Origin of the sequence: Caulobacter sp. UNC279MFTsu5.1, assembly GCF_900114015.1 — a bacterium.
GTDB lineage: Bacteria > Pseudomonadota > Alphaproteobacteria > Caulobacterales > Caulobacteraceae > Caulobacter.
Genome location: NZ_FORN01000003.1, coordinates 18018 through 43449, shown reverse-complemented (window position 1 = coordinate 43449; position 25432 = coordinate 18018). Strand labels below are relative to the sequence as shown.

The following is a 25432-nucleotide window of genomic DNA, read 5'->3' as shown; positions in this document are numbered from 1 at the left end:
AGGTCTTCCGGCTTGAGGTCGTTTTTAGAAGTGGGGCCCAACATTGCCTCCCAGCTTCACGACGGTGACCACGAACACCAGGATGACGAACGCCGCCAGGCCCAGGCCCAGGGCGATGTTGCGGCCGCCGCGCGCCTTGGCGGCGGGATCGAGGTCCTTACGGCTCATAGCGGCAACTCCAGCACTTTCAGGCCCAGCACCGCCTCGGCCAGCAGGGCGGCGAACAGGGCGAACAGGTAGAGGATCGAGAAGGCGAACAGGTTGCGGGCGTTCTTGGCCCCGCCCGCCAGGACCTTCTTGTCGTTGGCTTTGGGGCCGGGGGCCTCGTCCTGGACCTCGTAGAGGTCGCGGTCGGCCGGACGCGGGTCGGCGGCGTCGCCGGCCGTGCTGGCGAACACCCGCCAGGCCAGGGTCAGGAACACCAGTCCGCCCAGGCCCGACACCGCCAGATACAGCCAGCCGCCCAGGCCGGTGAACACCGGCGCGACGCAGATCGGGATCAGGACCAGGCTGTAGAGCAGGATCTGCTTGCGGGTCTCCCTGGCGCCCTTGACCACCGGCAGCATCGGCACCCCGGCCTTGGCGTAGTCGGTCGAGATGTACAGCGACAGGGCCCAGAAGTGCGGCGGGGTCCACAGGAAGATGATCAGCACCATCAGCCAGGCGTTCAGCGGCGCGTGGCCCGTGGCCGCCGCCCAGCCGATGGCCGGCGGCAGAGCGCCCGCCAGGCCGCCGATGACGATGTTCTGCGCCGTCCAGCGCTTGAGCCACATGGTGTAGACCACCGCGTAGAACACGATGGTGAAGGCCAGCAGGCCCGCGGCCAGCCAGTTGATCGCCATGCCCATCAGCATCACCGACAGCAGGCTCAGCACCACGCCCAGGGTGGCGGCTTCCTCGCCCTTGACCAGGCCGGCGGGCACCGGACGGCCGCGCGTGCGGCGCATCTTGGCGTCGATGTCGGCGTCGTACCACATGTTCAGCGCGCCCGAGGCCCCGGCCCCGACGGCGATGCAGAACACCGCCACCGCGCCCAGCAGCGGGTGGATCGGCGTGCGGGCGGCCAGCAGGCCGGTCAGGGCCGTGAACACGACGAGCGACATCACCCGCGGCTTCATCAGCTGGAAATAGTCCTGCCAACGGGCGTGGCGGACCGTGTCGGTCGCCTCGTCGTCGGGGGTCAGGACGGTGGTGCGGGCCATTTTACGGAAGGGTCGCGCTACTTAAGGGTTCTTGGGTCTTGATGGGCGAAGGGCGCGGGCTGGATTTTCATCCGGCCCGCGCCCCCGCGTTCTGCGTGTCTAGATTACCAGATTCAGTGGCTGTCGGCCTTGATGACCGGCGGATCGCTGAACTGGTGGAACGGCGGCGGCGAGGACAGAGTCCATTCCAGGGTGGTGGCGCCTTCGCCCCACGGATTGGCCTCGGCCTTGCGGCGACGGACGGCGGCTTCCAGCAGGATCACCAGGAACACCAGCACGCCCACGGCCGTGATCGCGTAGCCGATCGACGAGACGTAGTTCCAGTGCGCGAAGGCGGCCGGATAGTCGACATAGCGGCGCGGCATGCCCTGCAGGCCCAGGAAGTGCTGCGGGAAGAAGATCAGGTTGACGCCGACGAACATGATCCAGAACTGCACGCAGCCCAGGAACTCGTTGTACTTCACGCCCCACATCTTCTCGAACCAGTAGAAGAAGCCGGCGAAGATGGCGAACACCGCGCCCAGCGACAGCACGTAGTGGAAGTGGGCTACGACGTAGTAGGTGTCGTGCAGGCTGTAGTCGATGCCGGCGTTCGACAGGACCACGCCGGTCACGCCGCCGACGGTGAACAGGAAGATGAAGCCGATCGCCCACAGCATGGGCGTCTTGAAGCTGATCGAGCCGCCCCACATCGTGGCGATCCACGAGAAGATCTTCACGCCGGTCGGAACGGCGATGACCATCGTCGCGGCCACGAAATAGGCGCGCAGGTTGATGCTCATGCCGACCGTGTACATGTGGTGGGCCCACACGATGAAGCCGACGAAGCCGATGGCGACCATGGCGTAGGCCATCGCCAGGTAGCCGAAGATCGGCTTCTTGGAGAAGGTCGAGACGATGTGGCTGATGATGCCGAAGCCCGGCAGGATCAGGATGTACACTTCCGGGTGGCCGAAGAACCAGAACAGGTGCTGGAACATGACGGGGTCGCCGCCGGCGGCCGGGTCGAAGAAGTGGGTGCCGAAGTTGCGGTCGGTCAGCAGCATGGTGATGGCGCCGGCCAGGACGGGCAGCGACAGCAGCAGCAGGAAGGCGGTGATCAGCACCGACCACGCGAACAGCGGCATGCGGTGCAGGGTCATGCCCGGCGCGCGCATGTTGAAGATCGTGGTGATGAAGTTGATCGCGCCGAGGATCGACGAGGCGCCGGCCAGGTGGAGGGCCAGGATCGCCAGGTCCATCGACGGGCCGGTGTGGCCGGTGGTCGACAGCGGCGGATAGATCGTCCAGCCGCCGCCGAAGCCCTTGCCCGGGCCGCCATCGACGAACATCGAGGTCAGCAGCAGGCACCAGGCGGCGACCAGCAGCCAGAACGAGATGTTGTTCATCCGCGGGAAGGCCATGTCCGGCGCGCCGATCATGATCGGCACGAACCAGTTGCCGAACCCGCCGATCATCGCCGGCATGACCATGAAGAAGATCATGATCAGGGCGTGAGCGGTGACCACGGCGTTGTAGCCGTGCTTGGACTGCTCGACGAGGCCCATCAGGTGGACCGACGAGTTGGGGCCGAAGATCTGGATGCCCGGCTCGGCCAGCTCCCAGCGGATCAGGCCCGACAGCGCGCCGCCCACCAGGCCCGCCATGATGGCGAACAGGATGTAGAGCGTGCCGATGTCCTTGTGGTTGGTCGAAAAGAACCAGCGCTGGAAGAACGGCGGCTTGTGGTCGGCGTCGTCGTGCGCGTCGTGGTGATCGATGTCAGCGGCGTGAGCCATCGGACTTAATCCTGCAATCGTATCTTAGGCCGCCGGCGCGGCGGGAGCCGCGGCCGGAGCGGAAGCGGGGGCGGCGGCCGGCGTCGCGGCGGCCGGGGCGGCGGCGGCGGGAGCCGGAGCGGCGGCGGCGGTCGCGGCCGGCGCGGGCGAGGTCTTGGACTTCACCCAGGCGTCGAAGTCGGCCTGGCTGACGACATGGATCTCGATCGGCATGTTCGAGTGGTCGACGCCGCAGAGCTCCGAGCACTGCCCGTAATAGACGCCGATCTTGTCGGCCTTGAACCAGGTTTCGTTCAGGCGGCCCGGGATGGCGTCGGTCTTCAGGCCGAAGGCCGGCAGGGCGAAGGCGTGGATCACGTCGGCGCCGGTGACCTGCACGCGGATCACCTGGTTGACCGGCACCACCATCGGCTTGTCGGCGGCCAGCAGGTAGGGCACGCCCTTGGCGTCGGCCTCTTCCTTCTTCAGCGGCACCGAGGTGATCTCGCTGATCTTCTGGTCGGGATATTCATAGCCCCAGTACCACTGGTAGCCGGTGGCCTTCACCGTCAGGTACGGCTTGGGCATGTCGTTGTAGGCGAACAGCAGCCGGAACGAGAAGATGGCGATGATCATCAGGATCAGCACCGGGCCGATCGTCCAGATGATCTCGACGGTGGTGTTGTGGCTGAACTTGGCCGGGACCGGGTTGGCCTTGGCGTTGTAGCGGATGACGATCCAGATCAGCAGGCCCAGCACCAGCAGGGTGATGGCCGTGATGATCGGCATCAGGATGTGGTTGTGGAAGGCGATCGCCTCGTACTTCAGGGGCGAGGCCGCCTTCTGAAGGTCATAGGCGCCGGGGGTCGGCTGACCCAGCAGTTCGGCGCCCTTGGCGAGGGCTTGCCCCGCGAACACGCCCGAAAGGGCCATCGTCGTGGCGGCGACGGCGGCTACGCCCGTCAACTTCCGCCGCATCCCCTGAATTTGCGCCTTCATATCCCTCACGGCCCGTTTCGGCGGCGATTTGGCGTCGCGATCAACCCACGCCGCGCCGACATGCACAATACGACCAGGGACACGGGGCTTAGCAATCGACTTCGTCGGGCGACGGGGAATCGAGCGCTGGCCCCGGCGTCTCTGGCCGGTCGCTGGCGTGCATACGCGCTCCAATCCCCGTTGCCAAGCACCAGAGGCGTTCGCCCGAACGCCTTGCGCGGGCCCTGGGCGCCCCACCTGCGAACCGCTCTCAACAACGACCGTTTTGGCGCGGCGCGGTTACGTACCATTACTAACATGTAATGACAGCTACCTTGCATTGGACACTACCTTGCGTCACAAGAGTGATCAGCAACGGGCCAGAAACGAAGAAGCGCGACGCCGTGACAGAAGCCATTGAAGTTCAACTGAAGAAAGGCGTGCTGGCGCTGTGCGTGCTGGCCCTGCTGTCGAAAGCCGACAGCTACGCCTACGAAATCGCCAGCAAGCTCGCCAAGGACATCGATATGGGGGAAGGGACGATCTACCCGCTCATGCGCCGCATGCAGTCGGACGGCCAGGTCGAGACCTATCTGGTGGAATCCCAGAGCGGTCCGCCGCGCAAGTACTACCGCCTGACCGAGGCCGGTCGGGCCAGCTTCACGGCCCAGAAGGCCGAATGGGCGGCCTTCGTCTCGGCCGTCGAAAACATCCTGGGAGCCGCCGCATGACGCGCGCCGAATTCCTCACCCGCCTCAAGCGCGGGCTGGCGGGCCTGCCCGCCGCCCAGATCGCCGACATCGTCGCCGACTACGAAGCCCACTTCAACGACGCCCAGGAGGCCGGGCGCAGCGAGAGCGAAGTGGCCGCCGCCCTGGGCGCCCCCGAGCGCCTGGCCCGCGAACAGCGGGCCGAGCAGGGCGTCAAGCGCTGGGAGGAGACCAAGAACCCTTCGGCCGCCGCCGGCGCGATCTTCGCCATCCTGGGCCTGGGGGCGATCGACATCCTCTTCCTGCTGCCCCTGCTGATGGGCGTGCTGGGCGCGCTGTTCGCCTTCTTCATGGCCTCGATCGGCATCTTCGTGGCCGGGGGCGTGGTGACCGCGGTGGGACCGTTCGCCGGACCGCCCGGCGGCCCCGCCGTGGCCTTCCTGCTGGGCATCGCCCTGATGGCCGGCGCCACCGCCCTGGCCGCCGTCACCACCCTGGTGACCATCGGCCTGGTCAACGGCCTGGTCTGGTACGGCCGCCTCCACTACCGGCTGCTGAAGCCGGCCATCGAAACCCAGGTCTGAGGGGACCGCCATGATCCGCAACCTGACCATCGTCGCCGTCGCCAGCTTCGTGCTCTGCGTCGGCTGCCTCGCCGGGGCCTTCGCGCTCGGCGGCCGCGACATCGTCAAGAACGGCTGGAGCTTCCCGGCCGACTGGAATGTCGAGGTCAGCGACGACAACGACCACGTCCATATCGGGCCCGGCTCGTCCCACGCCGACAATGGCGAGACCACGACCCGGAACATCGCCTGGAGCGGCTCGGACGCCCTGCAGATCGACGTGCCCGCCGAGGTGATCTTCACCCAGGCCGCGCCCGGGGCGGCCGCCAGCGTCAAGATCGTCGGCCCCCAGCGCCTGGTCGACCGGGTGACCCTGGAGAACGGCCGCCTCGCCCTGCGCGACGGCGATGGCGACGGCTCGGTCTCGATCAACGGCCACGGCGTCCATATCAGCCGCGACAGCGACCATCTGTCGGTCGAGATCGTCGCCCCGGGCGTGCGCGCCTTCACCCTGAACGGCAGCGGCGACCTCCACCTGAAGGCCTACGACCAGCCCGACCTTGTCCTGGAGATCAATGGCAGCGGCGATGTCGACGCCCAGGGCAAGGCCAGGAAGGTCGACCTGAAGGTCGCGGGCTCGGGCGAGGCCGACCTGCGGAGCCTCGACACCGGCGACGCCAAGATCGCCCTGGCCGGCAGCGGCGAGGCGCACGTCGCCCCGCACGGCGCGGCCGAGGTCGAGGTGGCCGGCAGCGGCGACGTCTACCTGACCAGCAAGCCGACCGTCCTCAGCTCCGACGTCGCCGGTTCGGGCGAGGTGCACCAGGACTGGTAGGGGTCTGGCGACGCACTCCCACAGCGCGCGCTTCGCCGACCCGGATCGGGCTTTTTTGGGGGCGCCGCCCTCCATCCTTGCTCGCACCAAGGCAAAGCTCGTCGGCGATACCACCTCCCGTGGCCATCTTCGCCGTTGCCTTGTCACCCTCCCATTCCTAACGTGGTGAAGCTTGACGCTCGGAGGAAATCGTCGTGAAGAAGAAGCTTGCCGTTCTGTTCTGCGGGATCGCCGCGCCCATGGCGCTCGCCTTGCCCGCCCATGCGTCCGACGCCGCCTTCGGCTATATCAGCTATCCCTACGGCACATCGAACGGCGCAGTCATGTTCAACACCGACGGCGTCAGGGGAACGCCTCCGGCGTGTTCGGGGCCCGGCCTTGGTCAACGCTTCGCGATCAACGCCAGCACCTTGGTCGGCCAGGCGCAATTGTCGGTCCTGATGACCGCCTACGCGCTCAAGAAGCGCATCTCCATCCACGGGACGGGGACTTGCTCGATCTGGGGCGACACCGAGACCGTCGATTTCTTCATGGTCGAGAACTGAACGCCCTCTTCGCCGAGCCGAACGGCGGGCGCGAGGCCGAGGATGAAAGACCGGCGTCGAATCGTCGCCGGGGTGATGACGGGGGCGGACGAAACGCTTACCTGTAGGGCCATGACCGCTCCCATCACCGCCCCCTCCCTGCTGGCCTCGGCCAATGTCGATCCCGAGCGCGCCCGCGCCATCCTGGGCGAGGCCCTGGCCGGCGCCGACGACGGGGAGCTGTTCGTCGAACGCTCCGAAAGCGAGTCCTTCGTGTTCGACGACGGCCGGCTGAAGAGCGCCTCCTACGATTCGGGCGAGGGTTTCGGCCTGCGCGTGGTGGCCGGCGAGACCGCCGGCTACGCCCATTCCGCCGAGATCTCCGAGGCCGCCATCGGCCGGGCCGCCGATTCGGCGAAGCTGGCCCGTCGCGGCTACGCCGGGGTCAGCGCCGAGGCGCCGCGCGCCACCAACGAAAGGCTCTATGGCGAGGACGACCCGGTGGCCTCCCCCGCCTTCTCCGACAAGGTCGCTTTGCTGCAGGAGATCGACGCCTTCGCCCGAGCCCGCGATCCGCGCGTCGTCCAGGTGATGGCCTCGATGGCCGGCGAGCGCCGCGTGGTCGAGATCCTGCGGGCCGACGGCCGCCTGCTGCGCGACGTGCGCCCGCTGGTCCGGGTCAATGTCCAGGTCACGGTCGAGAAGGACGGCCGGCGCGAGGCCGGCACGTCCGGGGCCGGCGGCCGCGCCGGCTTCGCCGCCTGGATCAGCCCCGACAAGTGGCAGGCCCAGGTCGACGAGGCCCTGCGCATGGCGCTGGTGAACCTCGACGCCGTGGCCTGCCCGGCCGGCGAGATGGACGTGGTGCTGGGCCCGGGCTGGAACGGCGTGCTGCTGCACGAGGCCGTCGGCCACGGCCTGGAGGGCGACTTCAACCGCAAGGGCATCAGCGCCTTCTCCGGCCGCATCGGCGAGCGGGTGGCGGCCAAGGGCGTGACCGTGTTCGACGACGGGGCGATCCCCGGCCGCCGCGGCTCGCTGACCATCGACGACGAGGGCACCCCGACCGAGCGCACCGTGCTGATCGAGGACGGCGTCCTGGTCGGCTACATGCACGACCGGATGAGCGCCCGGCTGATGGGCATGGCGGCCACTGGCAACGGCCGCCGCCAGTCCTACGCCCACATGCCCATGCCGCGCATGACCAACACCGGCATGCTGGCCGGCCAGGACGACCCGGCCGAGATGATCGCCTCGATGAAGCGCGGCCTCTACTGCGCCAATTTCGGCGGCGGCCAGGTCGACATCACCAACGGCAAGTTCGTCTTCCAGTGCACCGAGGCCTATCTGGTCGAGGACGGCAAGATCACCGCCCCGGTCAAGGGCGCCACCCTGATCGGCGACGGCCCCAGCGCCCTGACCAAGGTGACGATGATCGGCGACGACTTCGACTTCGACCCCGGCATCGGCGTCTGCGGCAAGTCGGGCCAGGGCGTGCCGGTGGGCGTGGGCCAGCCCTCGCTGAAGATCACCGGCCTGACCGTGGGCGGCACGGCGGTTTGAAACCCTCTCTCTTAGAGAGAGGGAGGGGCCCATGGCGAAGCCATGGGAGGGTGAGAGGTTACACCCTCACCGAATGAACCACGGTCGTTCAGTCGATCTTCCGGCGGCGGCTCGACCCAAGGCGTCGCCCTCGGTCCGCCCTCTGAAGTCAGAAGCCCTGTTGAACAGGTTGGGACTTTCCGGCCGACAGCGAAACCTCTCACCCTCCCACCGCCTACGGCGGCGGGTCCCTCCCTCTCTCAAAGAGAGAGGGGTTTCGAGCGCGACACTTCAACCTATTGAATCCCCAACCAAATCCACCCACGGCCAAGGTGATCGGCGGCAACATTTCACAAATGTAACCTACCTTTCCGTTTTGTAACTGGCTCCAGGACATCCGGATCGACAGGGTCGCGCCAACAAAGCGGGGGCTTTGGGGCGCCACATCATGAGTCTTGCTTCCGTCGTCTTCGCCCTGGGACTGGCCGCGCCCGAAGCCCAGGCGGCCGCGCCGGCGACCCCGCCTGAAACGCCCGCCCCGGCGGCGGCGACCGAGGCCCAGCGCGGGATCACCAGCTATCCGCCCGACTTCTTCGCCGAGCAGCGCCCCAGCACCGCCTTCGACATGATCACCCGCCTGCCCGGCTTCCGGCTGGACCGCGGCGACAGCGCCCGCGGCTTCGCCGGCACGGCCGGCAACGTGCTGATCAACGGCGAGCGCCCCACCACCAAGAGCGAGAACCTCGAAGACATCCTCAAGCGCATCTCGGCCTCGGCCGTCGAGGGCGTGGAGCTGATCCGCGGCGGCGCGCCGGGCGTCGACATGCAGGGCCAGACGATCCTGGCCAATGTGGTGATCAAGTCGACCGTGCAGGTCGAGACGGTCGCCAACATCCAGACCTACCTCTATCCCGACGGCCTGTTCGGCCCGCTGCTGGAGCTCCAGGCCTCGCGCCGCAACGGGATCAACGAGATCGAGGGCTCGCTGAAGGCCACGGTCGACCGCACCGACCAGACCTTCGACGGCGGATCGCGGGTGACCAGCTTCCCCGACGGCCGCCCGACGATCCGCGAAGCCGTCAAGGGCTACGACCAGATCCAGAACTACGAGGCGCGCGGCGCGATCCAGCGCGCGGCGCCGGGCGGCAAGATCCGGCTCAACGGCAAGATCGCGTACTTCTCGTTCGATCGCGACGTCGTCTACACCCGGTACCAGCCGAGTCCCGGCCGCCAGGACAGCGGCGAAACCAGCCAGGAGTGGACTGGCGAGTTCGGCGCCCGCTACGACGCCAGGCTGGGTCCGCGCACCGACCTGCAGCTGGTGTTCCTGCAGAACCTGGGCGACGAGACCTATGGCTCGACCCTGGCCCTGCCCGGGCGCGCCGAGGTCTATCGCGAGCGCGACAAGACCGGCGAGAGCATCCTGCGCGGCGAGCTCAAGCACCGCCGCTCGCAGGCCCTGTCGCTGGAGGGCAGCCTCGAGGGCGCCTACAACGTCCTGGACGGCGACATCCGCTACGGCGTCAATGGCGCCCCGGTCGACATCGGCCCGCCGCATGTGAAGGTCGAGGAGCTGCGGGGCGAGGCGGCCGGCAAGGCCGTCTGGCGGGCGAGCCCGAAACTGACGGTCGAGGCCGGCGCGCGGATGGAGGTCTCGCGCATCACCCAGAGCGGCGGCGTCGACGTCGAGCGCAGCTTCTTCTACCCCAAGCCCCGGGTGCTGGCGACCTGGAGCCCCAACAGCGTCGACCAGCTGCGCGTGCGGGTCGAGCGCGAGGTCGGGCAGCTGGACTTCGGCGACTTCATCGCCTCGGCCGACCTGACGGCCGGCAGCCAGGACGGCGCCGACGTCAATCTGCAGCCCCAGCGCTCGTGGATCGGCGAGGTCGCCTGGGAGCGGCGGTTCTGGGGCGCGGGCTCGATTTCGACCACCCTGACCCACGCCGAGATTTCCGACGCCGTCGACTACAGGCCCCTGAAGGGCGGCGGCGACGCGCCCAGCAACATCGGCTCGGGCCGATCGGACCAGTTCGTGATCGCCCTGACCCTGCCGACCCAGAAGCTGGGCATCTCGGGCGGCCAGGTGAAGGCCCGCTTCAGCTGGTTCGACAGCGAGGTCACCGACCCGGTCACTTTCGACAAACGCCGTCTCACCGACGCCAAGCCGTTCGTCTGCAACCTGAGCTTCACGCGCGACATGCCCGGCGGCAAGTGGAGCTGGGGGGCCTCGACCAACTGCCCCAACGAGTACAGCCGCTTCCGCCTGGGCGAGGTCCGCACCCAGCGCTTCGACCAGTATTTCGAGGGCTTCGTCGAGTGGAAGCCCAGCGCCGACCTGACGGTGCGCACCACCCTGTCCAACTGGACCTCGCGCAACGTCACGCGCGAGCGGGTGATCTACAAGGGCTCGCGCGCCGACAACATCGTCGACCGCGTCGAGTACCGCTCGCTGCCGTTCGAGCCCTACCTGTTCATCCAGGTGCGCCAGCGGCTGGGGTAGACGGCCGCTCCTCCCCCGTGAAACGGGGGAGGTGGATCGGCGCCCAAGTTCTAAGAATATGGGGACGAAACGGAGGGGGCGTGGTCGCCGCACGGCTCCCCCTCCGTCACGATGCGTATCCGCATCGCGCCACCTCCCCCGCTTTCGCGGGTGAGGAGAAGAGCCCCCTACTTGTTGACGATCTTGATGATCCGCTTCGACGACGGCCGGCCCGAGAGGCCCTTGCCCGGGGCGTAGGTGACCGTCAGGTCGCCGCCCTTCAGGCTGGCGCCGGGCTTGTGCCCCTCGGCCAGCAGGACGCGGGTGACGCGGGTCAGCAGGTTGCGGTCGCCGTCGCGGGCCATGCGCTCGAAGGCCTCGGCGGTGACGGTGGCGGTGTCGGCGACCAGGACCGAGGTGGCGGGGGTGGCGTCGTCGACGGTCTCGAACGCCACGCGGTGCTGGGCCGCGCGGCTGGCGCGGGCGCTGGCCTGGATCAGGCGCTGGAACAGGGCGTTGACCGAGATGAACGGCGGCGGCTGGATCGAGCTGGCCTTGCCCGTCAGGGCCGCGGCGTCGCCGCCCGGCCGCTCGCGGGTGAACAAGGTCATGCCGCCCAGCTTGCTGGCCCGCAGCACCGGTTCGCCCAACTCGTTCTTGTAGATGGTGTCGCCGCGCGGCGCCGGCTGAGGCGACAGCACCCAGACCTCGGAGCTGTTCTCGAACTTCATCAGCGGCTGGGGCGCGGCCCGGTCCAGGATGAAGGCGTCGCCGGTCTCGGCGACGTAGCGGGCGATGGGGGGAGCGGGCGCCTTACGCACCTCGCCGCGGGCGCCGAGGAAGGCGTCGCGCAGGCTGGACTGGGCGTTCGCCGCGCCGGCCGTGGCCGCGAGGGTGAACGCCAGCAGGATCCCCCAGCGCCCTGGCCCCGTCATCACAGCCGATCGACTCTTCATACCCAGGGTCATGCCCGGGGACTGGGGCGAATCTTGGACGCCGAAGACCTTGTTGCCGCCACGCAATTTCCCGGAGGACGTCATGAAATGCTTGGAAAGATTACCCCGCCGGCTGGAATCTTCGAACCGGCGGGGAGTCTTCGTCAAGTCGTCATGTCTTTTTGCGGCGACCTGTGGCCTTTCGGCCGCCCTCGGGCGGGTCGTTTGGGTTCGGACACGATTGGAAACCCAGAAACGGCTGTCATCCCGGACAAGCCCGGCGCGAGCCGGGCGCAGATCCGGGATCGCCGGTAGCGCTGAGTTCACGCGTCGGTCCCGGATCGGCGCGCTACGCGCTTGTCCGGGATGACAACGCGGATAGAGCTTTGCCCTCCTAACGCCATCGTTGCAGTCAGGCCCCGCGCCCCTACGCCGCCATGTACTGGCCGCCGTTCAGCGTCAGGGTGGCCCCGGTCACGAAGCCCGCCCGCTCGCCGGCCAGGAACGAGACCATGTCGGCGATCTCCTCGCCCTTGCCCAGGCGGCCGACCGGGATGCCGGCGATGATGCCGGCCAGGACGTTCTCGGGCACGGCCGCGACCATCTCGGTGTCGATATAGCCCGGGCAGATGACGTTGACCGTCACGCCCTTCTTGGCGTTCTCCAGGGCCAGGGCCTTGGTGAAGCCGATCAGCCCGGCCTTGGCGGCCGAATAGTTGGTCTGGCCCATCTGGCCCTTCTGGCCGTTGATCGAGCTGATGTTGATGATCCGGCCCCAGCCGCGGTCGCGCATGCCCTCGATGACCGGGCGGGTCATGTTGAAAGCGCTGTCCATGTTGACGCGGATGACTTCCGACCACTGGTCGTAGGTCATCTTGTGCAGCATGCCGTCGCGGGTGATGCCGGCGTTGTTGACCAGCACCTCGATCGGACCCAGTTCGGCCTCGACCTTCTTGACGGCGGCGGCGCAGTCGTCGAACGAGCCGACATTGCCCTTGACCACCATCACGCCCAGTTGCTTGGCGCAGGCCGCGGCGGCTTCCTCGTTGCCGGAATAGCCGGCCGCCACCTTCATGCCATCGGCGACAAGCCGCTCGCAGATCGCCCGACCGATGCCCCGGGTGCCGCCGGTCACGAACGCAACTCTCGCCATGTCTTTCTCCCGTTGAGTTTTCTTATGGTTGCACGCGACCGGCCGCGGGGGACAAGCCCCCGCGGCCGACCGTCATGAAGATTTGGCCAACAAGCGTTTCCCGCCGGCCGTTTTCCGCCGGCCTTGGTCAGACCGCCTCGACGCACATGGCCACGCCCATGCCGCCGCCGATGCACAAGGTGGCCAGGCCCTTCTTGGCGCCCGAGCGCTTCATCTCGTGGACCAGGGTGGTCAGGATGCGCGCGCCCGAGGCGCCGATCGGGTGGCCGATGGCGATGGCGCCGCCGTTGACATTGACCTTGGCCGGATCCAGGCCCAGTTCGCCGACCACGCACAGGGCCTGGGCCGCGAAGGCCTCGTTGCTCTCGATCAGGTCCAGGTCGGAGGCCTTCCAGCCGGCCTTTTCCAGGGCCTTCTTCGAGGCGGGGATCGGGCCGGTGCCCATGATCTCGGGCTCGACGCCGGCGTTGGCCCACGAGGCGATCCGCACCAGGGGCGTCAGGCCGCGCTTCTTGGCCTCGTCGGCGCTCATCAGCACCAGGGCCGCCGCGCCGTCATTGAGGCCCGAAGCGTTGGCGGCGGTGACCGTGCCGTCCTTGGTGAAGGCGGGCTTGAGGCCCGAAATGCCGTCCAGGGTCACGCCGTGGCGGATGAACTCGTCCTTGTCGACGACCGTGTCGCCCTTGCGGCCCTTGATGGTGACGGGGGCGATCTCGGCGTCGAACTTGCCGGCCTTCTGGGCGGCCTCGGCCTTGTTCTGGCTGGCGACGGCGAACTTGTCCTGGGCCTCACGGGTGATCTGCCAGCGGGCGGCGATGTTCTCGGCGGTCTGGCCCATGTGGTAGCCGTGGAAGGCGTCCCACAGGCCGTCCTTGATCATGGTGTCGACGAACGACAGGTCGCCCATCTTCTGGCCGTTGCGCAGGGCCTGGGCGTGCGGGGCCTGGCTCATGCTCTCCTGGCCGCCGACCACCACGATGTCGGCGTCGCCGGCGGCGATCTGCTGGGCGCCCAGGGCCACCGCGCGCAGGCCCGAGCCGCACAGCTGGTTCAGGCTCCAGGCCGGGCTCTCGACCGGGATGCCGGCGTTGACCGAGGCCTGGCGGGCCGGACCCTGGCCGGCGGCGGCCTGCAGCACCTGGCCCAGGATCACCTCGTCGACGTCGGCCGGCGTGATCCCGGCCCGTTCGACCGCCGCCTGGATGGCCAGCTTGCCCAGCTCGTGGGCCGGCAGGCTGGACAGGGCCCCGAGGAACGATCCGACCGGCGTGCGGGCGGCGGAAACGATGACGATATCGCTCATGGCGAGGTAGCTCCCGTGACGTGTTCCGGGCGCTTCTCGCGGACGCGGCGCCCATGATTTTGCAGTGCAACATCACCTTGCATAAAGCTGCAGGGTTCGTCACCTGCACATTTTCACGGGATGTTGCGACTTCCAAGCGCCGCCGGTACTGGCGCCATGCCTTTGCATCCGCGATAGTGCGATGCGAAAAGGCGGAGATAACGCTGTCCTAGGGAATGAAATGTCCGAGAACACCGAAAACGGCGAAACACCTTCGGCCAAGGTCGGAGAGAAGGCCCCCGGCCAGAAGGTCGTCATCAAGAAGTACGCCAACCGTCGCCTCTACAACACCGCGTCTTCTTCCTACGTCACCCTCGAGCACCTGTCGGACATGGTGAAGGAGGGAGTCGACTTCGTGGTCTACGACGCCAAGACCAACGACGACATCACCCGCTCGGTGCTGACCCAGATCATCTTCGAGGAAGAAAACCGCGGCGGCGGCCAGAACCTGTTGCCGATCCAGTTCCTCCGCCAACTGATCGGTTTCTACGGCAACTCCATGCAGGCCTTCCTGCCCAGCTATCTTGAGATGTCTCTGGAGAGCTTCACCAAGCAGCAGGAGCGCATGCGCACCCAGTTCGCGGGCCTGGCCCCGGGCAAGGGCATGCCGGGCATGGGGGTCTACGAGGAGCAGATCCGCCAGAACATGGCGCTGTTCGACCGGGCCATGAAGATGTTCTCGCCGTTCGCCTACGCCCGGCCCGAGGACGCGCCCGCCGCCCCGGCCGAGCCGCCGCCCGCCGCCCCGCCGCCCGCGCCCAGCGAGGACTCCCTGGCCGACCTCAAGCGCCAGCTGGAGGCCATGCAGCAGCAGATCGAGAAGCTGGCGACCAAGCCGTGACAACGATCGGGGACAGGCGCATGCGCCTGTCCTTGGCCGGACCCACGCTCCCTTAACCAAGCCCACTGACCGGTCCTTAACCGTCGTCGGCCACAACTCTTCACCATGAACGGCCCGATCGATCCCATCCGGCGCGCCCAGCCCGCCCGCCGGGCGCTGCCCGCGCCCCGCGACGCCGACCGCCCCGAGGCGGACGGCGAGGAGGACGTGACCTTCGTGCGCGACGAGCAGCCGGCCGCCCCGCCGCCGCCGCGCCGGAGCGCCTTCGCCACCTTCGCCGCCCACCTGATGGGCCAGAGCGGCCAGAAGCGCGGCCTGCGCGGTGGGCAGGAAGTGCTCGACGCGGCGCGTTCGACCTATCTCGGCACGGAATATTCCGGCCGGGCCGACCGCCGCCCCAAGGCGGGCCTGATCAAGAAGACCGAGATCTAGCCTTCAGGCGGGCCAGCTCGGCCTCCAGCGCGGCCACCCGCGCCTCCAGCGTCGCCACCCTCCGCTCCAGCGACGGCGCCTCGCCCGGAGGGGCCGCGGCATGGGCGCCGACGCCCGCCCGCCGCGCGGCCTCGGCCAGCGGAACCCCCAAAAGCTCGGCGAAGGCGGCGACCTGGGCGGCGGTCAGCTCGCGCTGGTCCTTGTAGGCCAGGGCCAGCTCCTCGCCGGTCATGCCGGCCACGGCCGCCAGCACCGTCCGCGACAGCCCCCGCTCGGCCAGCCGCGCGTCGTACCAGGACTGGTCGAAGAACAACGCCATGTCGGGAAGGCTAACGCAGGACGCGGCGTTGGCGCCAGTCTTGCTTGGTCGCGAGGGACTTCAGGCCTCGAGACCCCTCATGCTGCTGACCGCCGTGACCCGCTTCCTCGACATCGCCGTCGTGACCCTGATCTTCACGGCGCTGACGTGAGCGCCTTCCCTCTCCCCTTGCGGGAGGGGGCGGCCTCGCGGAGCGAGGTCGGACGAGGGGTCGATAAACGCAAAAGCCGCGCCCGGCCTTTCGGCGGGGCGCGGCTTTCGATGTCTGGGAGAGCCCTCATCCGTCAGTTTCGCTGACACCTTCTCCCGCAAGGGGAGAAGGATTCCTAGGCCGACTCCAGCAGCATCATCGTGCCCTGGCCGCCGTCGGCGCAGATGCTGACGATGGCCTTCTCGCCCTTGGGCCGGGTGGCCAGTTCCTTGACCGCCTGGCTGAGGATCCGCGCGCCGGTCGCGCCGAACGGGTGGCCGACCGCCAGGCTGCCGCCGGTGGGGTTCATCCGCTCGCGCGGGAACTGGCCCAGGTCGACCTCGACCCCGGCCTTGGTCCGGCGGAAGCCCTCGTCCTCCCAGGCGGCGATGTGCGACAGCACCTGGGCGGCGAAGGCCTCGTGGATCTCCCATAGGCCGACGTCAGCGTACTTCAGGCCGTTGCGGGCCAGCAGGCGCGGCACGCCGTAGGCCGGGGCCATCAGCAGGCCCTCGTGGCGCAGGTCGATCGAGGTGACCTCGTAGTCGACCACCTTCACGCGCGGCGTGCCGGCCGGCAGCCGGGCCAGGCCCGCTTCGGACGCCACCCAGATCGCCGCCGCCCCGTCGGTCAGGGGCGAGGAATTGCCGGCCGTCAGCGTGCCCTGGCCGCTGGTCCTGTCGAAGGCCGGCGACAGCTTGGCCAGCTTCTCCAGCGTGGAGTCCTTGCGCGGGATGGTGTCGCGCTTGAGGTCGCCGACCGGGATCACCAGGTCGTCGAAGAAGCCGGCCTCCCAGGCCGCCACCGCGTGCTGGTGGCTTTCGAAGGCGATCTGGTCCTGGTCGGCGCGCGATAGTTTCCATGCCTTGGCGGTGATCTCGGTGTGCTCGCCCATCGACAGGCCGGTGGTGCGGTTGGCCACCTTGGGGATCCACAGCTTCAGGTCCGACGGCTTCAGTTTCGCCAGGTGGGCCAGCTTCTGGCCCGGGGTCTTGGCGGCCTGGAAGCCCTTGAGCCAGTCGGAGAAGCCGATGCTGGCCCCGACCTGGACCTTGCTCATGCTCTCGACCCCGCCCACCAGGGCCAGGTCGCGGCCGCGGCCGTCGATCATGCCGGCCGCCTCGATCACCCCGATCATGCTGGTCGAGCAGGCCATGATCGTCGAGAAGGCCGGGATGGTCGGGTCTGCGCCGGCGTCCAGCAGCACCTCGCGGGCGAGATTGCTCCAAGTCAGGTTGGGGATCACCGTGCCCCAGATCGCGAAGTCGGGGCGCGCGCCCGCTTCCTTCTGGGAAAGTTGCGCCAGCATCGCCTGGACCACGGGAACCGACAGGGCGATGGCGTCATAGGCCTTCAGCGGCCCGTCGACCTTGGCGAACGGAGTGCGAAGGCCGGCCGCCAGCCAGATGTCGGGTTTGGACGCCATGGTCGTGATCCTTCGCGGAAACCTCGGATGTCAGCATGCCGAGGCTTGGCCACAAGGGTCTTGTCGAAATTCACGGCGAGGGCACGCCGCAAGGGCATGTCCCCGACCTCAGTGCGCGTCGCCGAAGTCCATGTCGCGGCGGGCCGAGACGATGGTGACGATGAAGCCGGCCAGCACGTCCAGCAGCACCATGACGGTCAGCAGGAAGAACACCGAGGTGCCGAAGGCCGGGAACAGCAGGAACTCGACCAGGCAGCCGATGAACAGCACCATCGATAGCGAGTGGTTGATGATCGCGATCTTGCGGCTGGTCGTCGATTTCAAGAGCTCGACGAACAGCACCACCAGGGCCGCGGCGATCAGCAGGTCGCCCAGGCTGACGGCCCAGTCGGCCTTGGAGGTCATGTGGATGACGAACAATTGCTCGGCCAACCGGTACTGGGCGGCGTTGGCGGCGAAGCCGCCGGCGAAGGTCAAGACGATCAGGTTGTAGACCAGCACCGGCAGGGCCAGGAGCGGAAACGCGGCGAACATGTCTGGCTCTCCCCCGAAGGCCGGTTGAAGGGTTCAGGGTTAACCGGTTTCGCGGATTCCCGAAAGACGCCGCCGCCCGGGAAGGCGAGCGGCGGCGCTGGCGGTCACAAGCCCACGATGTAGGCGACCGCCTCATGGTCGCCGATGCAGGTCCCCGTCCCCTGGATCGAGACCTTGTGACCCGCCGCCGTGGCCGCCAGGAGATTGGCGAGCATCGCCTGGCCGGCCGGCGTGCCGACGTTGAAGACCCACAGCCCGTTCGAGGCGGCGCAACTCGGCAGGGTCCCACTTCGCGCGCCGTCGTGGCTGAACCAGACGTTGCCGTCGCTGCCGGTCGAGATGCTGGACGCCATGCCGCTGTTCTGGCTGGAGGCCAGAGCCGGACCGCCGCCTATCGCCGCCGCCAGGAGCAGGCCCGCCCCGACACGCTTGATCACCCCCATGTCGCCCATCAAAATGCTCCCGCCGTTGGAATGGCCACGCTTGCCGCGGCGCGCCAACCTAGCACATCCCAAAGGCGAAACGAGCCGAGGCCCGTCCGCCTCACGACGGAGCGGAAGAGAGTCTAAGCCTCGTCCACGCCCTGCGGGTTGCGGGCCCGGGTCTGCAGCCACATCACGCCCAGCAGGTCGGACACCGAGGCCTTGAGTCGGCCGAAATTGGTGTATTTCGACACCCCGCTCTCGCGGTGGCGATGGTTCACCGGCTGGAACTCGACCTGGTAGCCCTCGCGCAGCATCAGGGCCGGGATGTAGCGGTGGATGTGATCGAAATAGGGCAGCCGCAGGAAGGCCTCGCGGCGGAAGGCCTTGAGCCCGCAGCCGGTGTCGTTGGCGGTGTCCTTCAGCATGCGCTTGCGCACGCCGTTGCCGAACTTCGAGGCGAAGCGCTTGGCCGAGCTGTCCTGGCGCTTGACCCGCTCGCCGCCGACCAGGGCCAGTTCGGGCGGGGCGGCCTTCAGGGCCCTGGCCAGGCGCGGCGCGTCGGCCGGGTCGTTCTGGCCGTCGCCGTCCAGGGTGACGACGATCGGGGCGCGGGCGGCCAGCACGCCGCTGCGCACGGCGCGGCTCTGGCCCGAGTTCTTGCGATGGCTCAGCACCCGCAACTGCGGGATCTCGGCCTTCAGGGCCACCAGCAGGGCCTTGGTGTCGTCGCGGCTGGCGTCGTCGATGAAGATGATCTCGTGGCGCTCGCCCGCGAAGGCGGCGGCGATCTCGCGCGCCAGGGCGGGCGCCGCCCCGCCCTCGTCGAAGACGGGCACGACGATGGAGTAGTCGGGCCCAGGGCCGGCGGAGACGGAAACCGAAGCGTTCATCGCCCTCTCATAGCGCAAAAATAGCCTAAGAGAAGGATCGTGCTATTCCACCATGATGACGCTTGAATCTCGCCTGGATGACTGGAGCCGCGGCTGGCGCGGCCCGCTGTTCGCCGCCCTGGTGGCCCTGATCGCCGGCCTGCCCGGCCTGTTCGCCATGCCGCCGCTGGACCGCGACGAATCACGCTTCGCCCAGGCCACCGCCCAGATGCTGGAAACCGACGACCTGGTCGTCATCAAGTTCCAGGACCAACCGCGCTTCAAGAAGCCGGTCGGCATCCACTGGCTGCAGGCGGCCAGCGTCACGGCGTTTTCCGCCGTCGAGGACCGAGGCGTCTGGGCCTATCGCATTCCCTCGCTGCTGGGGGCCATGCTGGCGGCGGCGGCCCTCGCCTGGGGGGCTTCGGCCCTGCTGGGACCCAAGACCGGCCTGCTGGCCGGCGGCATCCTCGGCGCGACCATCCTGCTGTCGACCGAGGCGTTCATCGCCAAGACCGACGCGGCCCTGTGCGGCTTCACGACCTTGGCCATGGCCGCCGTAGCGCGGATCTACGCCGCCCATCTCGCCGGCGAGAAGGTCCATCGCTGGACCAAGCTGGCCTTCTGGATCGGTCTGGCCATGGGCGTGCTGATCAAGGGGCCGGTCGGGCCGATGGTGGTGGCGCTCAGCGTCGTCGCCCTATGGATCTGGGACCGCAAGGCGCCATGGATCAAGAACCTGGGCTGGAGCTGGGGCCTGACCCTGGCGGCGGCCATCGTCCTGCCCTGGGCGATGATGATCACCGTGGCCACCGACGGCGCCTTCTGGTCGACGGCGGTCAACGGCGACCTGGCCCCCAAGCTGGCCGGCGGCCAGGAGAGCCACGGCGCGCCGTTCGGCAGCTACGCCCTGGCGGCGTTCCTGCTGGTGTTTCCCGCCACCCTGCTGCTGCCGTCGGGCCTGGTCCAGGGCTGGACCGGCCGCAAGGAGGCCGGGATCCGCTTCGCCGTCTGCTGGCTGGTCCCGACCTGGCTGGTGTTCGAGATCCTGCCGACCAAGCTGGTCCACTACACCCTGCCCGCCGTGCCGGCCCTGGCGATGCTGATGGCCGCCGCCCTTCGCGCGCCGCTGGGCGGGATCTCGCGGGCGGTCGGCGCGGGGCTGTCGGCCCTGGCCGGCGTGCTGTTCGCCGGCCTCGTCGGTTATCTCTACAAGGCCCACGGGGATCCGAGCGACCTGCCGGTGGCCATCCTGACCGCCCTGCTGTTCCTCGCCGCCGGCGGGGTCGGCGCAGTGCTGATGATGCGCAGGACGGCCGCCATCGCCCTGGTCGCGGCCGGGGCGCTGGGGATCTCCGCCCACGCCGCCCTGGTCGGCCTGTTCGTCCCACGGCTGGAACCTCTGCTGCTGTCGCCGCGCCTGGAAGCGGCGCTGGAGCGGGCCGACCTCGCCCCTCGGGGCGGGGCGCCGGGCCCGGTGGCCGTCACCGGCTATTCCGAACCCAGCATGGTCTTCCTGCTGGGCACCACCACCGAGCTGACCGACCCGGCCGGCGCCGCCAAGGCCGTCGCCCAGGGCCGGCCCGCCGTGGTCGAAGGCCGCCAGGAGAAGGCCTTCCAGGCCGCCCTCGCCGCCCTGGGCCAGACCGCCCGCCCGGCCGGCGTGGTCGACGGCTTCGACTATTCCGACGGCGACAAGGAGCGCCTGACGCTCTATCGCGGCGCGCCGATCCAGCCGGACGACGAAGCCGGCCAGGCCGACGAAGACACCGCCGAAACCCAAGCGGAGGCCCGCCCATGAGCCGCTTCATCCAGATCGTCGAGGTCGGCCCGCGCGACGGGCTGCAGAACGAGGCGCTATCCCTGCCGGTCGCCGAGCGGCTGGACCTGATCCGCCGGCTCGAGGCCGCCGGCGCCAAGCGCATCGAGACCGTCTCGTTCGTCAATCCCAACCGCGTGCCGCAGATGGCTGGGGCCGAGGAGATCATGGCGGCGCTGACGCCCGACCTCGAGCGCTCGCGCATCGGCCTGGTGCTGAACATGCGCGGCTGGGAGCGCTGCGTGGCGGCCCAGTGCGACGAGGCCAATGTGGTGGTCTGCGCCACCGACGGCTTCGGCCTGGCCAACCAGGGCGCGACCGCCGCCCAGCAGGTCGACGCCCTGGCCGCCATCGTCGAGCGCCAGGCGGTCGAGGGCGGCCCGCCGATCACCGCCACGATCTCGGTGGCCTTCGGCTGCCCATTCGACGGCGAGGTGTCCGAAGACCAGGTTGTGGCCATCGCCCGCGACGCCGCCTCGATGGGGGTGGCCGAGATCGCCGTCGCCGACACCATCGGGGTCGCCGATCCGTGGACCGTCCGCCGGCGGATCGAGGCCGTCCGCGCCGCGGCCCCGGACGTCCGGCTGCGGATGCACTTCCACGACACCCGCAACACCGGCCTGGCCAACGCCTTCGCCAGCGTCGAGGCCGGGATCGACGTGCTGGACGCCTCGGTCGGCGGCCTGGGCGGCTGCCCGTTCGCGCCGAACGCCACCGGCAACATCGGCACGGAGGACCTGGTCTATATGTTGGAGCGGGCCGGCTTCGAGACCGGCTACGACCTGGACTCCCTGATCGTGATCGGCCGCGACATCAGCGAACGGCTGGGCAAGGCGCCGGCCTCGTCCCTGGCCCGGGCGGGCGGGTTCCCAGCTTAGATAACCCTAGATCGGCCGTCCGGTGATCTTCCAGATCAGCGGCCGCGAGACGCTCATCAGCAGGATGGCCGGGGCCAGCAGGACGGCGATCACGTAGCGCTGGATCGTGTCGGCCCGCTTGATGAAGTAGCGCGACAGGCCCACGCCCTTGTGGAACTCGACCTTCAGCGGATGCTCCAGGCTGGTGTGGCCCAGGTGGATCACCTGGGCGGCCGGCTGGAACAGCACCTGGCCGCCCGCCTGGCGGGCGCGCCAGCACAGGTCGATGTCCTCGACGTGCAGGAAATAGCCTTCGTCGAAGCCGCCCAGCAGCTCGAAGTCCTCGCGGCGCAGGGCGAAACAGGCGCCGGAGATGGTCGGCATCGGCACGGGCGCCCCGGGCAGGGCCTCTTGCTCACGGTGGATCTCGAACCGGGCCAGGCTTTTGAACCGCGCGGTCAGGTGGCCGAAGCTGAGCAGGGTGGTGACCGGCGTGACCTCGCCGCGGCGGCCGCCGCGCTGCTCGCTGCCGTCGGTGTTCATCACCCGCGCCCCGATCACGGTCGGGACAGGCTGGTCCTCGAACGCCGAGACCAGGGCGTCTACGCAGCCCTGCTGCAGGTTGGCGTCGGGATTGAGGAAGACGATGTATTCGCCGCGCGCGGTCTCGGCGCCCATGTTAGCGCCGCGGGCGAAGCCGACATTGCCGTGGCCCTGCTGCAGCACGATGCGCGCCTCGCTGCGCCCCAGGGCGCGCAACCGTTCGGCCTCCTCGGGCGGCGAGCCGTTGTCGATGATGACGAACTCGTCGACCAGCGGCTCGGCCAGCACGTGTTCGATGCTTTCGATCAGAGCTTCTCCCGTCTGGTAGACGACCATGACCACGGAGACGCGCGGCCGGACCGGCCGCGCGCCCGTGACGAAGGTCGAATGCGAGGGAAGAATGCTGTTCATCAGGCCTGCGCCAACACCTCGGGCCGCGCCGCGGCGCGATCACGGGCCAGGTCCGGCGGGGTCGCTTCCTCGATCAAGGCGCGCACGGCCTCGTCCAGCGACAACACCTTCTGCCCCTCGCCGCCCAGGCGGCGCAGGGCGACCTCTCCGTTCTCGGCTTCCTTACGCCCGACCACCGCAATCACCGGCACCTTCGCGAGGCTGTGCTCGCGAATCTTGTAGTTGATCTTCTCGTTCCTGAAATCGACCTCTGCGCGAACGCCAAGGGAAGTCAACCGATCAGCCACACGTTGTGCGTAATCGTCGGCGTCGGACGTAATCGTCGCCACCACGACCTGCACCGGCGCCAGCCACAGCGGCAGATGGCCGGCATAGTTTTCCAGCAGAATGCCGATGAACCGCTCGAACGAGCCCAGGATCGCCCGGTGCAGCATGACCGGCCGCTTCTTGGAGCCGTCCTCGGCCACGTATTCGGCGTCCAGGCGCTCGGGCAGCACGAAATCCAGCTGCAGCGTGCCGCACTGCCAGACCCGGCCGATGGCGTCCTTCAGCGAGAATTCCAGCTTCGGGCCGTAGAAGGCGCCTTCGCCCTCCTGCAGCACCAGGGTCTCGCCCGCCGCCTCGGCCGCCGCCGACAGGGCGGCCTCGGCCTTGTCCCACACCGTGTCGTCGCCCGCCCGCAGCTCCGGCCGCGTCGAGAACTTGGTGTCGGCCAACTGCATGCCCAGGTCGTCATAGACGCTGCGCAACAGCTCGATGAAGCGCGCGCTCTCCTCGGTGACCTGCTCTTCGCGGCAGAAGATGTGGGCGTCGTCCTGGGTGAAGGCGCGCACCCGCATGATGCCGTGCATGGCGCCCGACGGCTCGTAGCGGTGGCAGGCCCCGAACTCGGCCATGCGCAGCGGCAGCTCGCGATAGCTCTTCTGGCCGACGTTGAAGATCTGGATGTGGCCGGGGCAGTTCATCGGCTTGACCGCCAGGATCTCGCCCTCGGCGCTCTCGCACATGAACATGGCGTGGCCGAACTTCTCAGCGTGGCCCGAGCGCTCCCACAGGCTCTTGTCGAGAATCTGGGGCGTCTTGACCTCGCGATAGCCGGCCGCGTCCAACCGGCGGCGCATATAGGCCTCCAGCGCCAGGTACAGCGTCCAGCCCTTGGGGTGCCAGAACACCATGCCCTTGCCCTCTTCCTGGATGTGGAAGAGGTCCATCGTCTTGCCCAGCTTGCGGTGGTCGCGCTTCTCGGCCTCCTCGATGCGCTTGAGATGCGCCTCCAGGTCGGCTTCCGAGGCCCAGGCCGTGCCGTAGATCCGCTGCAGCTGGGCGTTGTTCTGGTCGCCGCGCCAGTAGGCGCCGGCCAGCTTGGTCAGCTTGAAGGCCTTGCCGACATGCCTGGTCGACGGCAGGTGGGGACCGCGGCACAGGTCCTTCCACTTGCCCTGGTGATAGACCGTGATCGTGTCGCTGGCCGGCAGGTCGCGGATGATCTGGGCCTTGTAGGCCTCGCCCATGGCCTCGAAGTCGGCGATGGCGGCCTCGCGGTCGACTTCCTCGCGCGTGATCTTCTCGTCGCGGTCGACGATCTCGCGCATGCGCTTCTCGATCACGGCCAGGTCGTCCAGGCTGAACGGCTCGTCGCGGGCGAAATCGTAGTAGAAGCCGTCCTCGACGTTCGGGCCGATCGTCACCTGGGTGCCGGGGAACAGCTCCTGCACCGCCTCGGCCAGCACGTGGGCCGTGTCGTGGCGGATGGTGTCGAGCGCCTCGGGGGCCTCGCGGGTGATGATCTCGAACCGGTTGCCGCCGCCCAGCAGGTCGGGCGTCAACGGACGATCCAGGTCCAGCAGCTGGCCGTCCAGCTTGATCAGCAGAGCCTTCTTCTCCAGCGACTTGGAGATCGAGGCGGCCACGTCGCGGCCCGTCGAACCGTCAGCGTACTGGCGGGCCGAGCCGTCGGGAAAAATCAGGTCGATCATTCTTCACAGTTCCACTTGCGCGGCGCGCGGGGCGGAGGCGGCGGGTCGTATCCCGAGCCGCCGAACGGATTGCATCGGCAGATCCGTCCCACCGCGAGCCAGGACCCCTTCAGGGGTCCATGATCCTTGAGCGCCTGGGCCGCGTATTCCGAGCAGGTCGGCAGATAGCGGCACTGGCGCCCGATGAAGGGCGAGAGCGTCGTCTTGTAGGCCCGCAGGCCCAGGTCGACGGTGCGTTCGTAGAGTGTCATGCCGGCGCTTTCGCGAACGGAGTCGGGACCTTATCGACTAGCGAAAAGTCGCGATCAAGCGGCGCCAGCGCGGCTAGTTCGGGTTTGGGCCGCGCCTGTGGCCGTACGGACAGCCTCGGCCGTGGCTTCGAACGCCAAAAGCGTCGAGGCGTGACGGGCGGGATAGTCCTTGACCGGCTCCAGCACGGCGAGCTCCGAAAATCGGCCCTGGGGAGGCGGGCCGCCTGACTTCAGCATAGCCCGCAAGGCGTCGCGGGCCAACTCTATCTCCGCGAGATCAGCCCCCACGACCTGCGCGCCGAGGATGGCGGCCGAGGCCTGGCCCAGGGCGCAGGCGGCCACATCCTGGGCGAAGTCGGCGACCTTGCCGTCCCGCACCGTCACGTCGACCACGATCCGGCTGCCGCACAGCTTGGCGGTCTTCTCGGCGCTGGCGTCCGGGGCGGCCAGCCGCCCGGCCCGGGGCATGTTGGCCACCAGGCTGAGGATGCGGGCCGAATAGAGGTCGTCGATCATGCC

Annotated in this window: 27 protein-coding genes; 11 read left to right on the top strand and 16 right to left on the bottom strand. The window is 68.7% G+C overall.

Features of this window, described 5'->3' with window-relative positions; genetic code table 11:
- Nucleotides 1-24 precede the first annotated feature (24 nt).
- The 4 genes from BM066_RS26300 to coxB form a co-directional block, all read right to left on the bottom strand.
- Complete coding sequence (locus BM066_RS26300) at nucleotides 25-168, bottom strand: hypothetical protein (RefSeq protein WP_018061469.1); 144 nt, start codon at nucleotides 166-168, stop codon at nucleotides 25-27.
- On the bottom strand, nucleotides 165-1202 hold the full coding sequence (cyoE, locus tag BM066_RS01550) for a heme o synthase (protein WP_018061470.1): 1038 nt from the start codon (nucleotides 1200-1202) through the stop codon (nucleotides 165-167). Before cyoE ends, BM066_RS26300 begins: the two co-directional genes overlap by 4 nt.
- A gap of 113 nt (nucleotides 1203-1315) precedes the next feature.
- On the bottom strand, nucleotides 1316-2980 hold the full coding sequence (gene ctaD / locus BM066_RS01545) for a cytochrome c oxidase subunit I (protein WP_018061471.1): 1665 nt from the start codon (nucleotides 2978-2980) through the stop codon (nucleotides 1316-1318).
- Nucleotides 2981-3004: 24 nt separating this feature from the next.
- Entirely contained in the window at nucleotides 3005-3958 is a 954-nt protein-coding gene (gene coxB, locus BM066_RS01540) for a cytochrome c oxidase subunit II (RefSeq protein ID WP_018113008.1), read from the bottom strand.
- Nucleotides 3959-4341: 383 nt separating this feature from the next.
- Between coxB and BM066_RS01535 the strand changes: the two genes are divergently transcribed.
- The 6 genes from BM066_RS01535 (at nucleotide 4342) to BM066_RS01510 (ending at nucleotide 10611) form a co-directional block, all read left to right on the top strand.
- Nucleotides 4342-4668, top strand: coding sequence for a PadR family transcriptional regulator (locus tag BM066_RS01535; protein WP_026176464.1), 327 nt, complete (start codon nucleotides 4342-4344; stop codon nucleotides 4666-4668).
- Nucleotides 4665-5231 carry a DUF1700 domain-containing protein gene (locus BM066_RS01530; RefSeq protein ID WP_018061474.1) on the top strand — a complete coding sequence of 189 codons (567 nt, stop codon included), beginning with the start codon at nucleotides 4665-4667 and terminating at the stop codon, nucleotides 5229-5231. Before BM066_RS01535 ends, BM066_RS01530 begins: the two co-directional genes overlap by 4 nt.
- A gap of 10 nt (nucleotides 5232-5241) precedes the next feature.
- Nucleotides 5242-6045: a GIN domain-containing protein gene (locus BM066_RS01525; RefSeq protein ID WP_018061475.1), complete on the top strand. Its 804-nt coding sequence runs from the start codon at nucleotides 5242-5244 to the stop codon at nucleotides 6043-6045.
- 194 nt (nucleotides 6046-6239) lie between these two features.
- A complete protein-coding gene (locus tag BM066_RS01520; RefSeq protein ID WP_018061476.1) occupies nucleotides 6240-6590 on the top strand; it encodes a hypothetical protein in 351 nt (116 codons plus the stop codon).
- A gap of 111 nt (nucleotides 6591-6701) precedes the next feature.
- Nucleotides 6702-8132 carry a metalloprotease TldD gene (gene tldD / locus BM066_RS01515; protein ID WP_018061477.1) on the top strand — a complete coding sequence of 477 codons (1431 nt, stop codon included), beginning with the start codon at nucleotides 6702-6704 and terminating at the stop codon, nucleotides 8130-8132.
- 427 nt (nucleotides 8133-8559) lie between these two features.
- A complete protein-coding gene (locus tag BM066_RS01510; protein WP_089923805.1) occupies nucleotides 8560-10611 on the top strand; it encodes a TonB-dependent receptor plug domain-containing protein in 2052 nt (683 codons plus the stop codon).
- Between the two features lie 167 nt (nucleotides 10612-10778).
- Here BM066_RS01510 and BM066_RS01505 read toward each other — a convergent pair whose 3' ends face one another.
- From BM066_RS01505 to BM066_RS01495, 3 genes are all read right to left on the bottom strand, one after another.
- On the bottom strand, nucleotides 10779-11525 hold the full coding sequence (locus BM066_RS01505) for a DUF4908 domain-containing protein (RefSeq protein WP_255367441.1): 747 nt from the start codon (nucleotides 11523-11525) through the stop codon (nucleotides 10779-10781).
- Between the two features lie 427 nt (nucleotides 11526-11952).
- Nucleotides 11953-12678 (bottom strand): beta-ketoacyl-ACP reductase, encoded by a 726-nt coding sequence (locus BM066_RS01500; protein WP_089923802.1) that lies wholly within the window; start codon nucleotides 12676-12678, stop codon nucleotides 11953-11955.
- Between the two features lie 127 nt (nucleotides 12679-12805).
- Complete coding sequence (locus BM066_RS01495; RefSeq protein ID WP_089923800.1) at nucleotides 12806-13981, bottom strand: acetyl-CoA C-acetyltransferase; 1176 nt, start codon at nucleotides 13979-13981, stop codon at nucleotides 12806-12808.
- 220 nt (nucleotides 13982-14201) lie between these two features.
- Here BM066_RS01495 and phaR point away from each other — a divergent pair, with 220 nt between their 5' ends.
- Both phaR and BM066_RS01485 read left to right on the top strand, forming a co-directional pair.
- A complete protein-coding gene (gene phaR / locus BM066_RS01490; RefSeq protein WP_089923797.1) occupies nucleotides 14202-14861 on the top strand; it encodes a polyhydroxyalkanoate synthesis repressor PhaR in 660 nt (219 codons plus the stop codon).
- Between the two features lie 105 nt (nucleotides 14862-14966).
- The gene (locus tag BM066_RS01485) at nucleotides 14967-15293 is read left to right on the top strand and encodes a hypothetical protein (RefSeq protein WP_089923794.1); all 327 of its coding nucleotides are present in this window, start codon (nucleotides 14967-14969) and stop codon (nucleotides 15291-15293) included.
- On the opposite strand, the gene BM066_RS01480 is transcribed toward BM066_RS01485, so the two are convergent.
- Nucleotides 15274-15612, bottom strand: coding sequence for a DNA-binding protein (locus BM066_RS01480; protein WP_089923791.1), 339 nt, complete (start codon nucleotides 15610-15612; stop codon nucleotides 15274-15276). The two genes, BM066_RS01485 and BM066_RS01480, sit on opposite strands and share 20 nt — an antisense overlap.
- 28 nt (nucleotides 15613-15640) lie before the next feature.
- Here BM066_RS01480 and BM066_RS26760 point away from each other — a divergent pair, with 28 nt between their 5' ends.
- Nucleotides 15641-15763, top strand: a complete 123-nt coding sequence (locus BM066_RS26760) for a hypothetical protein (protein WP_255367440.1) — start codon at nucleotides 15641-15643, stop codon at nucleotides 15761-15763.
- Between the two features lie 175 nt (nucleotides 15764-15938).
- Here BM066_RS26760 and BM066_RS01475 read toward each other — a convergent pair whose 3' ends face one another.
- The 4 genes from BM066_RS01475 to BM066_RS01460 all read right to left on the bottom strand — a co-directional run bounded on the left by BM066_RS01475 (nucleotide 15939) and on the right by BM066_RS01460 (nucleotide 19077).
- On the bottom strand, nucleotides 15939-17228 hold the full coding sequence (locus tag BM066_RS01475) for an acetyl-CoA C-acyltransferase (protein WP_089923788.1): 1290 nt from the start codon (nucleotides 17226-17228) through the stop codon (nucleotides 15939-15941).
- Between the two features lie 108 nt (nucleotides 17229-17336).
- Nucleotides 17337-17762, bottom strand: coding sequence for a hypothetical protein (locus tag BM066_RS01470; RefSeq protein ID WP_089923785.1), 426 nt, complete (start codon nucleotides 17760-17762; stop codon nucleotides 17337-17339).
- Between the two features lie 104 nt (nucleotides 17763-17866).
- Nucleotides 17867-18214, bottom strand: a complete 348-nt coding sequence (locus tag BM066_RS01465; protein ID WP_089923782.1) for a hypothetical protein — start codon at nucleotides 18212-18214, stop codon at nucleotides 17867-17869.
- A 113-nt stretch (nucleotides 18215-18327) separates the two neighbouring features.
- The gene (locus BM066_RS01460) at nucleotides 18328-19077 is read right to left on the bottom strand and encodes a glycosyltransferase family 2 protein (protein WP_089923779.1); all 750 of its coding nucleotides are present in this window, start codon (nucleotides 19075-19077) and stop codon (nucleotides 18328-18330) included.
- A 55-nt stretch (nucleotides 19078-19132) separates the two neighbouring features.
- Between BM066_RS01460 and BM066_RS01455 the strand changes: the two genes are divergently transcribed.
- Both BM066_RS01455 and BM066_RS01450 read left to right on the top strand, forming a co-directional pair.
- Nucleotides 19133-20857: an ArnT family glycosyltransferase gene (locus tag BM066_RS01455; protein WP_089924099.1), complete on the top strand. Its 1725-nt coding sequence runs from the start codon at nucleotides 19133-19135 to the stop codon at nucleotides 20855-20857.
- Entirely contained in the window at nucleotides 20854-21753 is a 900-nt protein-coding gene (locus tag BM066_RS01450) for a hydroxymethylglutaryl-CoA lyase (RefSeq protein WP_089923775.1), read from the top strand. Before BM066_RS01455 ends, BM066_RS01450 begins: the two co-directional genes overlap by 4 nt.
- A gap of 6 nt (nucleotides 21754-21759) precedes the next feature.
- On the opposite strand, the gene BM066_RS01445 is transcribed toward BM066_RS01450, so the two are convergent.
- From BM066_RS01445 to BM066_RS01430, 4 genes are read right to left on the bottom strand one after another with little or no spacing between them, the layout of a single operon-like run.
- Nucleotides 21760-22686 carry a glycosyltransferase family 2 protein gene (locus BM066_RS01445; protein WP_089923772.1) on the bottom strand — a complete coding sequence of 309 codons (927 nt, stop codon included), beginning with the start codon at nucleotides 22684-22686 and terminating at the stop codon, nucleotides 21760-21762.
- Nucleotides 22686-24662: a threonine--tRNA ligase gene (gene thrS / locus BM066_RS01440; RefSeq protein ID WP_089923770.1), complete on the bottom strand. Its 1977-nt coding sequence runs from the start codon at nucleotides 24660-24662 to the stop codon at nucleotides 22686-22688. The genes BM066_RS01445 and thrS overlap by 1 nt, the downstream gene beginning before the upstream one ends.
- Entirely contained in the window at nucleotides 24659-24913 is a 255-nt protein-coding gene (gene yidD, locus BM066_RS01435; RefSeq protein ID WP_089923768.1) for a membrane protein insertion efficiency factor YidD, read from the bottom strand. Before yidD ends, thrS begins: the two co-directional genes overlap by 4 nt.
- Nucleotides 24914-24967: 54 nt before the next feature.
- A complete protein-coding gene (locus tag BM066_RS01430) occupies nucleotides 24968-25429 on the bottom strand; it encodes an iron-sulfur cluster assembly scaffold protein (RefSeq protein ID WP_089923765.1) in 462 nt (153 codons plus the stop codon).
- Nucleotides 25430-25432 lie beyond the last annotated feature (3 nt).

Bases quoted from the DNA above. Each gene is read 5' to 3' on its own strand.
- BM066_RS01530 (WP_018061474.1), top strand. From the start codon at position 4,665: ATGACGCGCGCCGAATTCCTCACCCGCCTCAAGCGCGGGCTGGCGGGC.
- BM066_RS01460 (WP_089923779.1), bottom strand. From the start codon at position 19,077: ATGAACGCTTCGGTTTCCGTCTCCGCCGGCCCTGGGCCCGACTACTCC.
- tldD (WP_018061477.1), top strand. From the start codon at position 6,702: ATGACCGCTCCCATCACCGCCCCCTCCCTGCTGGCCTCGGCCAATGTC.
- yidD (WP_089923768.1), bottom strand. From the start codon at position 24,913: ATGACACTCTACGAACGCACCGTCGACCTGGGCCTGCGGGCCTACAAG.
- BM066_RS01500 (WP_089923802.1), bottom strand. From the start codon at position 12,678: ATGGCGAGAGTTGCGTTCGTGACCGGCGGCACCCGGGGCATCGGTCGG.
- ctaD (WP_018061471.1), bottom strand. From the start codon at position 2,980: ATGGCTCACGCCGCTGACATCGATCACCACGACGCGCACGACGACGCC.
- BM066_RS01505 (WP_255367441.1), bottom strand. From the start codon at position 11,525: ATGACGGGGCCAGGGCGCTGGGGGATCCTGCTGGCGTTCACCCTCGCG.
- BM066_RS01495 (WP_089923800.1), bottom strand. From the start codon at position 13,981: ATGAGCGATATCGTCATCGTTTCCGCCGCCCGCACGCCGGTCGGATCG.
- BM066_RS01430 (WP_089923765.1), bottom strand. From the start codon at position 25,429: ATGATCGACGACCTCTATTCGGCCCGCATCCTCAGCCTGGTGGCCAAC.
- thrS (WP_089923770.1), bottom strand. From the start codon at position 24,662: ATGATCGACCTGATTTTTCCCGACGGCTCGGCCCGCCAGTACGCTGAC.
- coxB (WP_018113008.1), bottom strand. From the start codon at position 3,958: ATGAAGGCGCAAATTCAGGGGATGCGGCGGAAGTTGACGGGCGTAGCC.
- BM066_RS01510 (WP_089923805.1), top strand. From the start codon at position 8,560: ATGAGTCTTGCTTCCGTCGTCTTCGCCCTGGGACTGGCCGCGCCCGAA.
- BM066_RS01455 (WP_089924099.1), top strand. From the start codon at position 19,133: ATGACGCTTGAATCTCGCCTGGATGACTGGAGCCGCGGCTGGCGCGGC.
- BM066_RS01485 (WP_089923794.1), top strand. From the start codon at position 14,967: ATGAACGGCCCGATCGATCCCATCCGGCGCGCCCAGCCCGCCCGCCGG.
- BM066_RS01470 (WP_089923785.1), bottom strand. From the start codon at position 17,762: ATGTTCGCCGCGTTTCCGCTCCTGGCCCTGCCGGTGCTGGTCTACAAC.
- BM066_RS01450 (WP_089923775.1), top strand. From the start codon at position 20,854: ATGAGCCGCTTCATCCAGATCGTCGAGGTCGGCCCGCGCGACGGGCTG.
- BM066_RS01475 (WP_089923788.1), bottom strand. From the start codon at position 17,228: ATGGCGTCCAAACCCGACATCTGGCTGGCGGCCGGCCTTCGCACTCCG.
- BM066_RS01445 (WP_089923772.1), bottom strand. From the start codon at position 22,686: ATGAACAGCATTCTTCCCTCGCATTCGACCTTCGTCACGGGCGCGCGG.
- BM066_RS26300 (WP_018061469.1), bottom strand. From the start codon at position 168: ATGAGCCGTAAGGACCTCGATCCCGCCGCCAAGGCGCGCGGCGGCCGC.
- BM066_RS01480 (WP_089923791.1), bottom strand. From the start codon at position 15,612: ATGGCGTTGTTCTTCGACCAGTCCTGGTACGACGCGCGGCTGGCCGAG.
- cyoE (WP_018061470.1), bottom strand. From the start codon at position 1,202: ATGGCCCGCACCACCGTCCTGACCCCCGACGACGAGGCGACCGACACG.
- BM066_RS01525 (WP_018061475.1), top strand. From the start codon at position 5,242: ATGATCCGCAACCTGACCATCGTCGCCGTCGCCAGCTTCGTGCTCTGC.
- BM066_RS01465 (WP_089923782.1), bottom strand. From the start codon at position 18,214: ATGGGCGACATGGGGGTGATCAAGCGTGTCGGGGCGGGCCTGCTCCTG.
- phaR (WP_089923797.1), top strand. From the start codon at position 14,202: ATGTCCGAGAACACCGAAAACGGCGAAACACCTTCGGCCAAGGTCGGA.